Annotated in this window: 11 protein-coding genes; 2 read left to right on the top strand and 9 right to left on the bottom strand. The window is 57.1% G+C overall.

The window, feature by feature from the left end; all coding sequences use genetic code 11:
- The first annotated feature begins 150 nt into the window (after positions 1 to 150).
- Positions 151 to 441: a hypothetical protein gene (locus AC5S3R_RS13235; RefSeq protein WP_494267515.1), complete on the top strand. Its 291-nt coding sequence runs from the start codon at positions 151 to 153 to the stop codon at positions 439 to 441.
- Positions 442 to 540: 99 nt separating this feature from the next.
- Complete coding sequence (locus tag AC5S3R_RS13230; RefSeq protein WP_494267513.1) at positions 541 to 1,638, top strand: hypothetical protein; 1,098 nt, start codon at positions 541 to 543, stop codon at positions 1,636 to 1,638.
- 27 nt (positions 1,639 to 1,665) lie between these two features.
- Here the strand turns inward: AC5S3R_RS13230 and AC5S3R_RS13225 are convergent, their stop codons facing one another.
- The 9 genes from AC5S3R_RS13225 to AC5S3R_RS13185 all read right to left on the bottom strand — a co-directional run bounded on the left by AC5S3R_RS13225 (position 1,666) and on the right by AC5S3R_RS13185 (position 9,949).
- On the bottom strand, positions 1,666 to 2,433 hold the full coding sequence (locus tag AC5S3R_RS13225) for a hypothetical protein (protein ID WP_494267512.1): 768 nt from the start codon (positions 2,431 to 2,433) through the stop codon (positions 1,666 to 1,668).
- Between the two features lie 112 nt (positions 2,434 to 2,545).
- The gene (locus tag AC5S3R_RS13220; protein ID WP_494267511.1) at positions 2,546 to 3,229 is read right to left on the bottom strand and encodes a lipid-binding SYLF domain-containing protein; all 684 of its coding nucleotides are present in this window, start codon (positions 3,227 to 3,229) and stop codon (positions 2,546 to 2,548) included.
- A 150-nt stretch (positions 3,230 to 3,379) separates the two neighbouring features.
- Entirely contained in the window at positions 3,380 to 3,901 is a 522-nt protein-coding gene (locus AC5S3R_RS13215; RefSeq protein WP_494267510.1) for a GNAT family N-acetyltransferase, read from the bottom strand.
- On the bottom strand, positions 3,888 to 5,300 hold the full coding sequence (gene argH, locus AC5S3R_RS13210; RefSeq protein ID WP_494267519.1) for an argininosuccinate lyase: 1,413 nt from the start codon (positions 5,298 to 5,300) through the stop codon (positions 3,888 to 3,890). The genes AC5S3R_RS13215 and argH overlap by 14 nt, the downstream gene beginning before the upstream one ends.
- A gap of 33 nt (positions 5,301 to 5,333) precedes the next feature.
- A complete protein-coding gene (gene argF, locus AC5S3R_RS13205) occupies positions 5,334 to 6,350 on the bottom strand; it encodes an ornithine carbamoyltransferase (RefSeq protein ID WP_494267509.1) in 1,017 nt (338 codons plus the stop codon).
- Positions 6,343 to 7,620 (bottom strand): aspartate aminotransferase family protein, encoded by a 1,278-nt coding sequence (locus AC5S3R_RS13200; RefSeq protein ID WP_494267508.1) that lies wholly within the window; start codon positions 7,618 to 7,620, stop codon positions 6,343 to 6,345. Before AC5S3R_RS13200 ends, argF begins: the two co-directional genes overlap by 8 nt.
- Before the next feature lie 12 nt (positions 7,621 to 7,632).
- Positions 7,633 to 8,415, bottom strand: coding sequence for an acetylglutamate kinase (gene argB / locus AC5S3R_RS13195; RefSeq protein ID WP_494267507.1), 783 nt, complete (start codon positions 8,413 to 8,415; stop codon positions 7,633 to 7,635).
- On the bottom strand, positions 8,415 to 9,482 hold the full coding sequence (argC, locus tag AC5S3R_RS13190; protein ID WP_494267505.1) for an N-acetyl-gamma-glutamyl-phosphate reductase: 1,068 nt from the start codon (positions 9,480 to 9,482) through the stop codon (positions 8,415 to 8,417). Before argC ends, argB begins: the two co-directional genes overlap by 1 nt.
- Entirely contained in the window at positions 9,479 to 9,949 is a 471-nt protein-coding gene (locus tag AC5S3R_RS13185; RefSeq protein WP_494267504.1) for an arginine repressor, read from the bottom strand. The genes argC and AC5S3R_RS13185 overlap by 4 nt, the downstream gene beginning before the upstream one ends.
- Positions 9,950 to 10,191 lie beyond the last annotated feature (242 nt).

Genomic DNA, 10,191 nt, shown 5'->3' with positions numbered 1-10,191 from the left:
CCCAAAACGGCCCCACCCCCCCCCCCCCCGATACTCTCAAAAATCAACACTTAACTAATTAATTTTCAATAATATATGAAAAAATAATAAGACCAGAATCACCTCAATTTCTGCACAGTTAAAAGTGCAATCCGCAGAAAGGACGCTCCCATGCACCGCCAACAGTTCTTCGCAACCCTGTCCGGGCCGGAACCTCCCAGCGCACTCTCGCCGGTCCTGACGGCGCTCTGGTGGGACGCCAAAGGCGACTGGGCACAAGCCCACGCGCAGGTGGACGAGCTGGAAACTCTCGACGCCATGGCCGTCCACGCCTATCTTCACCGCAAAGAGGGCGTAGAGTGGAACGCCGACTACTGGTATCGCCGCGCTGGCCGCAAATTCCACCGCGCCTCTCTACAGGACGAATGGACCGCTCTCGTAGAAGCCTTTACCGAGTCATAAGCGTTCCGAATCAGGAACCCGCACCATTGCGGGAATCCTCTACGCAGAATCGCCCGCATTCCTACTCACGCCGCGCCAAATCTGCGATTCAATGGCGGCATGAAGCGCACAAAAAACATCTTGATGGCGGTTCTTGGAATGGGCTTCGCGCTGCTCTTCATCTGGGGCTGCGCAAGCGCCACCATTGTTGCTGTCGGCACGCAATACCAGGCCTTCGGCGACTTCATTACAAAAGGTGCCACGCTTACAAATCCGGCGAAAGAAGCCTATCCTTCGCTCGTTGCCGGACAGGAAAAGGTCAGCTTCACCAATCACGCCAATACGGGCGATCAGGCCTGCGACATCGCTCCGCGCCAAATCTTCGCGCCCGGCGCGCAGTTGGCGCAGTCCGCGCAAACAACCTATACCGTTCTCATCGGAACAAATGACGTAGACGTACGCAGCTCCGGCGCTTACGAACCAATCTTTACGCAATGCCACCTCGCCGCGCTGGCGTGGCTCGCAATTCCATCAGCAGGAAAAACTCTCGCAGGAGACGCAGGCTTCTCCGCAACCGGCCCTGGAGGCGTCGATAGCTCCAGCGGCTGGACCGCATGGAAGACAGCAGGGCAGGGAGCGACAGTCAGCTTCACCATCACCACCGCCAAAACCGGAGCTATCTACGCATGGGCCGTAATCGACGACGGCTCCTCGGCAACCTACACCTATTCTCTCGATGGCGCAGCAGCCAGCGAAGCCTCAGCACAGATGCAGCCGTTAATCGCCACGCAGAACGGCTCCACGCGTTCGCTGGGCCTTCTACGTTTTCCGAATGTTCCCAGCGGCAAGCACACCATCACCTTTACGCAGACCAACGCTGGAGAAGATGGAGTTTCCGTAGCAGCAATCGGTTCCCCTGCCGCAGCAACCGCGGCACAGTTACCGCAGATACTCGCGGGAACCGTCCCACGCCAGCAGCAAACCAGCGCAGGCACAGGCTGCCAGTCTTCAGACGCGCCATGCCTCGCCTACAACGCGGATATAGCCGCCAATGCCACGCTCTTAGCGAACGACGGCCTCAACGTGCATCTCTTCGACACAAGAAAGTATTTGCAGGGAACCTCAGAGGACATGTCTGACGCCGTGCATCCCAACGCACAAGGCCAGAAAGAGCTGAGCCTGGCCGTAACCGAAGCCTGGAAAACAGGGAACAACTGACACCTGAAACCTGACCGCTGTAACCTGCTATCCCAACGGCGGCAGCTTATCCGAAATCCCAAACAGAAAGATGGTTCCGATAATGCAGCTATAAGCCGCTCCAGTCCACGCAATGAACTGGTAAATCCGCGGATGCCCGCCGCCAGCCTTGAAAGCCCCGCCAAGCGAAGCCGTCATCAGCGCATTCATCGCCACAAGCCCTGCGGAGAAGGCCACAAGCCCAAGAATGCCGCGGGAAGTACCGCCAAGATTTGCTGTAAGGAAAAATAAGGCGAGCTGGCTGGGCGTTTCCGCTCCAATGCCGTGCAACATGCCGATAAGAAAGACCGATTTACCGCTGTACATCCACTGAAAGCGTTCAGGCTTTGGCGCTGCTGGATTCCACAAACATCGAATCTTCCAGCCAAGCCACAGCACGCCGTTAATCGCAATCGCCAGTCGGCTTTCCACGCGCGAATGTGTGTGTCCATGCGCATCCTTACGCAGGATGCCCGCCACCACGCCAAGGCCGAGCAGGATGAGCGTAAGCCCGATGAGCCGTTCCGTCCAGTGATCCAGCCCTTCCGGCAATCCCATGTGCAGTTGCAGCACGGCAACGCCCAGCACGGCCACAGTAAAGGCATGCCCCAGCGCATACGTCATGCCCAGCCGCAGCCCGCTCCGCCAGTTGCGCTGCACGGCGGTAATGTCCGAGATGGCGGCCAGGTGGTCATAATCAAAACCATGCCGCAGCCCCAGCAGAAGGCAGGAGCCAAGCGCAGCGTCGAGTTTCCAGTCGCCCGTGAGAAGTGCCACGGGTGCAGTATAGTCGAGCGCCGTACCGCAAGGCATGGCATGAAGTCGTCATGGCACAGAAAAATGCCCCGGCAATTACACCGGGGCATTTTCACGTTGTATTCCGAAGAGGTTACTGAGCCGCCGCCAATTGGCGTGCCCGGCGAACAGCACGCACAAAGCCCAACCCCGCCGGAGTCGTCTTCACTTTACCGGTCAGGATGCCGCGTTCGTCGTCCGTGCCGTAGACGGCCTTGTTCGCATCGTCATCGGCGCGAACCGCGTTGCCGTTCAAAGTAAGCCCGGCAAAAACGCCCTTGGCACGCGAGTAGGTAAGAATCTGCGCATCCATCTTCCAGTCCGTGTTCGCGGAAGTATGGCGGCCCACCGGGCCGGCAGCAGCCGAAGCGTCTGCACCAATCTGGAACTTGCTGGAGAGCAGCTTCTCCATGCCGGCCTGGTTCTGGATAATCATGACCAGATCCACGCCCTGCACGCCAATCTGCAGGCCCCAGCTTCCGCCCGTAATGGCGAAGAATGCCGGTGCGCTCCAGCCTTTGCCGATGCGGCAGGTAGCCACGCCACGGCCACCCTGTGCGCCAAAGATAAAGCCACCCTTAACCATATGCGGCACCACGGCAATGCACTTCGCATTGTCCAGAACTTCAAGGGGAATGCCCTTGTCGGGTGCGGTAGTGATTTCAGTTAACGTTTGGGCCGCCATTTGCAGACGCTTTGTTGCATCGTCGCGCGTATCGGCCCAGGTCAATGAGGCCGTACACAGTAACGCGCCCAAAATCATGAGTTTCTTTTTCATGCGTTCTTCTCCTCTTTTTGTTGCCACGGGATTACGGATTAGACAAAGGTCGCCGCGGCATCCTTCCGCGGCAAACAACAACTCTTTCCAAGAGGATTAAATGGCTTTTTACGGAAATTGGTTGCCCGCAGGAGAAGCTTTTAACGCGTATTAACCGCCAATGCGGACCAGTTGCTGAGCTTCGTCGCGCGGTCCAAGGATGGAAACACGCGGAATCCGGCCACGTACCATCGCAGTTTCGTCGCAGCGGTGCAGGCGTGGGCAGCTCTGGCAGTCCTTGAAGATTTTGTCCGGCAGCTCGGTCTTATCTTCCACCGTACGAAAGCCGTACTTGAAGAAAAAGTCGGGAATGCGTGTAAAGAGGCAGACCGATTGGATGCCGTGATCTTCCGCCTCATCGATGAGCGCACCAAGGATGCGCCCACCCGCACCCTGGCCCTTCGCTTCCGGACGCACCACGATAGACCGCACTTCGCACAGATGCGGCCCATAGAAGTGCAGCGCACCGCAACCGAGAAAAACGCCTGCGTCGGAGACGGCGACAGTAAAGTCGCGGATATTTTCGCAAACCTCCGCAAACGACCGCCTGAGCAGCGTGCCGTCGTGGGAGAGAGAGTTCACCAGGTCGTAGACGTGCGAGGCGTCCTGCAGCCGTGCTTTACGCACCTGCATAGACGGCCTCCTGTTTCGGAGCCAATGCTGCAATACGTTCTTTGGTCAGCGTCAACGCCTCGCGAACGCGAGCCCGTGCCGTACCGCCAATCACGTTGTGGCAATCAAGCGTGGCATTCAGGTCGATTGCCGGGAAGAAGTCCGCACCAAACTCGTCGCCAAACTGCTTCAATTCATCGAGAGAAAGCGCATTCAGTTCCACGCCCTTCTCTAGCGCATAGCGAACAGCATTGCCAATCTTTTCATGCGCCGTGCGGAACGGAACGCCCTTGTACACGAGGTATGTGGCAGCAGCCATCGCATTCAGATAGCCGTTCTCCGCAGCCTTCTGCATGGCATCATGATTGAACTGGAGCGCAGCCGTAAAGCGCGCAACAAGCGCAATCATTGGCGGAACAAACTCAACGGAAAACGCCGGCTCCTGCGTCTCCTGCATGTCTTTGTTGTAAGCCAGCGGCAGTCCCTTGAGCAGCAGCGTGACGGTTTCCGCAGCACCATGAATGCGTCCCACCTTGGCGCGCAGAAGTTCCGTCAGGTCAGGATTCTTCTTCTGCGGCATAGCGCTCGACCCGGTAGAAAACGCCTCTGGCAGCGAGACAAAACCAAACTCAGCCGTAGCAAAAAGCGTAATCTCTTCCGCAAAGCGGCTTGCATGCAGACCAACAAAGGTTAGAGCATTTAGAAATTCAAGCACGAAGTCGCGGTCGCTTGTCGCGTCCATCGAGTTCGGCGTGGGAGCAGTGAATCCAAGCTCCTTCGCTGCAATCCAGCGATCCACTTCCAGTGTTGCACCTGCAATCGGTCCCGAGCCAAGCGGACAATAGTTGAGCCGCGCCGCAGCATCCTTGAGACGAGAGATATCGCGCAGCAGCATCTCTGCATATGCCAGCAGCCAGTGCGCAATCAGCACAGGCTCTGCACGCTGCAAATGTGTATAGCTGGGCATCGGAGCCTCACCGGCCTTTTCTGCCTGCTCCACAAGCGCACTGGCCCACGCAGTCAACGAATCAATCGCACGCTCAATCTGATCGCGAACATAGAGCCGCAGATCGGTGGCAATCTGCTCATTGCGGCTGCGGCCCGTATGCAGCTTCAGCCCGAGTGAACCAACACGCTGCACCAGCGACATCTCAACAAAGTGATGAATATCTTCCGCCGTCGCGTGATCGCGCACGGCAGCCTTGCCCGCGTCGGTGGCAAAATCAGCAGCAATCGCATCCAGCGCCGCGCGCAGTTCTGCGGTCTCACTGGTTGTCAGAATGCCAGCGGCGCACAGTCCCGAAGCATGTGCCTTGCTTGCCGCGACTTCCTGCGGCAACAGCCGCCAGTCGAAAACAATTGACCGCTGCCACTGCTCAAATTCCGTATCAAGCGGCTCGCGAAAGCGGCCGGACCACATCTTCACGGTTTTTCTCCAAAAACAGGTTACCTGTTACTGAAACTTCGTTACGTTCGACAACCCGCCCAGCAGTAGAAGCAGCAATGCCTTCTGCGCATTCATGCGATTTTCCGCCTGGTCAAAGACAATGGACTGAGGACCGTCGAGCACGGCATCGGTAACCTCAGCATTGCGATGCGCGGGCAGGCAGTGCATAAACACCGCATGCGAAGGAGCTTCCGACATCAACTGCTCGTTTACCTGGAAGGGGCGGAAGATGGGCGCTCGTTTCGTAGACTCGTGCTCCATTCCCATGCTCACGCAAACGTCGGTGTAGATTGCGTCTGTACCTTCCACGGCTGCCTGCGCGTCTTGCAGCAGTTTGATCTCGCAGTTGTTAGCCGCGGCAATCTCACGCGCCTTGGTAACGATCTCAATATCAGGCGAGTAGCCGCGCGGCGTGGCAACTGTGACGTTGACACCAAGCTGTGCGCCCGCCAGCATCAGCGAGTGGCAAACATTGTTGCCATCGCCAACGTAGGTGAAGTTGAGTCCGGGCAGCGAGCCGAAGTGCTCTTCCAGCGTCATGAAATCAGCAAGTGCTTGGCAGGGATGTTCAAAGTCCGAGAGCGCATTGATTACAGGTACGCGCGAATTTGCGGCCATCTCAGTAATTGTGTCATGCGCGTAGGTGCGCAGCACAATCACGTCCACCCAACGCTCCACGTTCTTCGCAACATCGGCAATCGACTCACGTTCGCCGAGCGGGGAGTTGGTCTGGTCAACAAAAATCGCATTACCGCCCATCGTGTTGATGCCGGTCTCAAAGCTCAGGCGCGTGCGCAGGCTGGCCTTCTCAAACATCAGCACCATCTGCTTCGCGTCGAGTGCATGGCGATAGTCGCGCGGATTGCGCTTTACATCATGACCAAGTTTGAGGACTGCGCGAACCTCGGCACTGGACAGGTCCGAAATAGAGCACAGGTCCTCACCAGACATGCGTGCCGCTGCGGCCAGAACGTCAGCGTCTGATGCGACGGGAACTGGTTCGATAAGAGTTTTGCTAGCCACGGTTACCTCCTGCAGCTTGCGCAGCCGCCGTATTGTCGGATACGGCCCCGCTGAACGTGACCGCATACTCGGTGAAAATTTCGTCCAGCGCGGCGATGGCCGTATCCACATGCGCGCGCTCCAGAATGTAAGGCGGAAGAAAACGCAGCGTTGTTTCGCTGGTGCAGTTAATGAGAATGTGCTGCTTGAGCATTTCCTCAACCACCAGCTTTGCCAACTCTGCGGAATCAAGCTCCGCGCCAATCATCAGGCCCTTGCCGCGGACTTCCGTAATCGTTTCGTGCTTCTTTGCCAGCTCGCGCAGTTGCTCCTGGAAGTAGTTGCCCACTTCTTCAGCCTGTGCAAGCAGCCCATCATTTTCAATCGTGTCAATCACGGCAATCGCCACAGCGCAGGCCAGCGGTCCACCGCCGAAAGTTGTTCCGTGCATACCGGGGTGAATCGCGCGAGAGACTTCTTCCGTGCAGAGAACTGCGCCAAGCGGAATGCCGCCTGCAAGCGGCTTCGCCAGCGTGGTGATATCCGGCTGAACACCGTAATGCTGATAGGCAAACCATTTGCCGGTGCGTCCAAGGCCTGCCTGAATCTCATCGACAATCAGCAGCGCTCCAGTCGAAGCTGTCAGCTTGCGCGCTTCTTCAAAGAACTCCTGCGTGAGCGGGTTAATTCCACCCTCACCTTGAATCGCTTCGACGAGAACAGCGCAAATATCGGTAGAAAACTTTTCGCGCAGATCGGCAACGTCGTTGAACTTCACAAACTCAAAGCCAGGAACGACAGGCGCAAAAGGCTCGCGATACTTCGCCTTGTGCGTCGCGGAAACAGATCCATAAGTACGTCCATGGAAGCTTTGCTCCAGTGCCAGCACCTTTGTGCCGATAGTCTTGCCTTCTTCACGTAACAGCCCAGCATGTGCACGCGCCAGCTTCAGCGCTCCTTCAATCGCTTCCGTGCCGGTGTTCGCAAAGAAAGCGCGGTCCATACCAGAGCGCTCTGTGAGCCGTAGCGCCAGCTCGGCCTGGCCTTCATGGAAGAAGAGATTCGAGGTATGAATCAGTGCGCGGCCCTGATTGATAAGCGCCCGTTCAATTGCCGGATGCGCATAACCCAGTGCATTCACGCCGATACCGCTCAGCAAGTCGAGATAGCGCTCGCCCTGCTCGTCAATAATGTGTACGCCCTCGCCACTTACAAAAAAAATCGGATTGCGCGCATACGTCGGAAGCAGCAGCTTCGCTTCTGCGGCCGTTACTTGTTCAAGCTTCGACATTCTCAATCTCCTCTAGGCCACCATTACTTCTGTGCCATAAGCCACGCGTGTACTCGTCAGGTCGGGAAGGGAACTGGCAGCTTCAGCGGGCAGAATTCGTACGCGTTTCACTCCGTTCAAAAGCGCCTCGCGGCAGGCGCCCAGTTTGGGTAGCATGCCACCGGAGATAATCGCGTTCTTTGCCATCTCTGCAATCTGATCGATGCTCAGCCATCGCAACACGTTGCCGTCGCCTCCGCGCACACCCGGTACGTCAGTCAGAAAAACCAGCGCATCGGCGCGGCAGGCAATCGCGCAAGCTGAGGCCATCTCGTCTGCATTGATGTTGTAATACTCGCCATCAAAGCCCAGCGCCATGGAACAAAGCACCGGCACTGCACCAATCTGCCATACAGACTCAAGCAGGCGCGGATCGCTGGCGGCAATCTCGCCGACAAAACCAAGATCAGGCGAAGTGCGCTTCTTCCGCGCTCGGAAAATCAAGCCATCGCCACCAGACAGGCCAACCGCCGGCTGTCCTAGCGCGCCAAGCGCGGCAACCAGCGACTTATTCACGCGGCCGGCAAAGACCATCAGCGCAATGTCGCGCGTCTCTGCATCCGTTACGCGCAGGCCGTTAATAAACTCGCTTTGCTTGCCTAGCGCCTTCAGCGTGTTGGTCAACTGCACACCGCCGCCGTGCACAACCGCAACCTGGCTGCCATCGCGCGCCAGTTCCGCAATTGCTTTCATCGAGCCGGCAAGAAGCTCAGGTGTTTCTAGCCCTGCGCCGCCAAGTTTGACAACGTATTTCATTATTCAAGACCCTCTTGCTCGTCCCAGCCGTGCATTACGTTAAAGTTCTGCACCGCCTGCGATGCCGCGCCTTTCAGCAGATTGTCTAGGCAGCTCACAATTACCGCGCGCCGACCATCCTTCGATAGCTGAAAACCGATATCGGCATAGCTGGTGCGCACCACGTGCAAAATCTGTGGCAAACCATGTTCATGCAGCCTGACCATCGGGCTGCCATTGAAAAAATCCTTGTAGACGTGCATCACATCCGCACGCTTCATAGGCTCCTTGAACCGCACGTAAATGGTGGACAGGATTCCGCGTGGAATCGGAAGCAGATGAGGCGTAAAGACCATCGCGTCGGCCGGAAGTTCGATCTGCTCCAGCAGTTCTCCCATGTGACGATGCGCAAATACGCCGTACGTCGAAAGATTATCTGCCGCATACATAAAGTGTGTTCTTGCCGTAGCAGCCTTTCCCGCACCGCTCACACCGCTCTTGGAGTCGGCAATAATGCCTGCATCCACGTCCACAAGCCCGGCGCCAACAACAGGCTTCAGCGCCAGAATCACGCTTGTCGCATAGCAGCCGGGATTCGCCACCAACTCTGCCTTTGCAATCTCTGCGCGATGCAACTCCGGCATTCCGTAGACAGCTTCTGACTGCAGCTTAAGAGCTTCCGGCGAGCCCTCATCCTCAAAGGCATAAATCTCGCGATTCGCTGCGTCGTTCAGTCTCCACGCGCCGCTCAGGTCAATCACGCGTATCCCGTACTTCAACGCTTCGGGAACCCACTGGCGCGACTGTTCATGCGGCGTGGCCAGAAAAAGAACCTTTACGTCGAGATCGGTTAACAGTTCCCATGAAAAAGCCTGTTGCAGCAAATTTCCATTGCCTCGTGAGTCCACCAGTTCTGGATGAATCTCTGACAAAGGAATTCCGCCGCGCTTGATATCGCGTTCATCCAGCCGCCCCGCAAAAACCGGAGGCTTCCCCTTCAGCCGCGGATGCCGCAGCAAAAGACGCGCCAGCTCCGCGCCAGCATAACCCGTTACTCCAATAACTGCCGTTTGTACTGCGTCGTTCATGACTCCAGCATCGCCCTCAGCCGTGCATCGACCTCTGCGGCACGGCGCGCATCCTTACAAATCACCAGCACTGTGTCGTCGCCAGCAATGGTTCCAGCCACCTCGGGCCAGTCGTCATAATCCAGCGCAGCGGCCACCGGCTGCGCACCGCCCATCATTGTGCGGATGATGACCTGGTTAATCGCCTGCACGGTTTTTATCCCAAAGCTGTCCATCATCGCTTTTACAGAAGGTGGAGAATCATCGAGATCTTCTTCTGCTGAGGCGCTTAATCCATTTCCATTGCCATTAGGAAGCGCATAACCCAAGGGGCCCTTCAAAATATGCAGCTCGTGAATATCGCGTGAAAGCGTAGCTTGCGTGACAGCAAAGCCGCGGCGGCGCAGTTTGCGGCGCAACTCGTCCTGGTTTGTCACCGGGGAGCTGCCCACCAGTTCGCGAATCGCGTTGTGCCGCTGTATCTTCATCTCTACCGTTCCACGCGCCCTGTTGGGCAACTTTAGCCAAAGAGTGAGCGCGGCCCGCTATGCGGGCCGCGCTTGCATAAATATACAACGTGACTGTATAAGTATGCAAAGAGAATTTTTGAAGAATTTGCGGTATTCTATTCCGTTGCAAGCCACGACAATTTCCTCTCTTTAGCTCCGGATGGCCTCCCCGCCGGTCCGGAGCCTTGCAGTCTTTGCAGCGAGCTTGAGCATTTTTATCG

It is taken from the genome of Occallatibacter sp. FHG110214_02 (genome assembly GCF_059115385.1).
The sequence above is the reverse complement of the archived record's forward strand: the minus strand, read 5'-3'. Positions and strand labels throughout refer to the sequence as shown.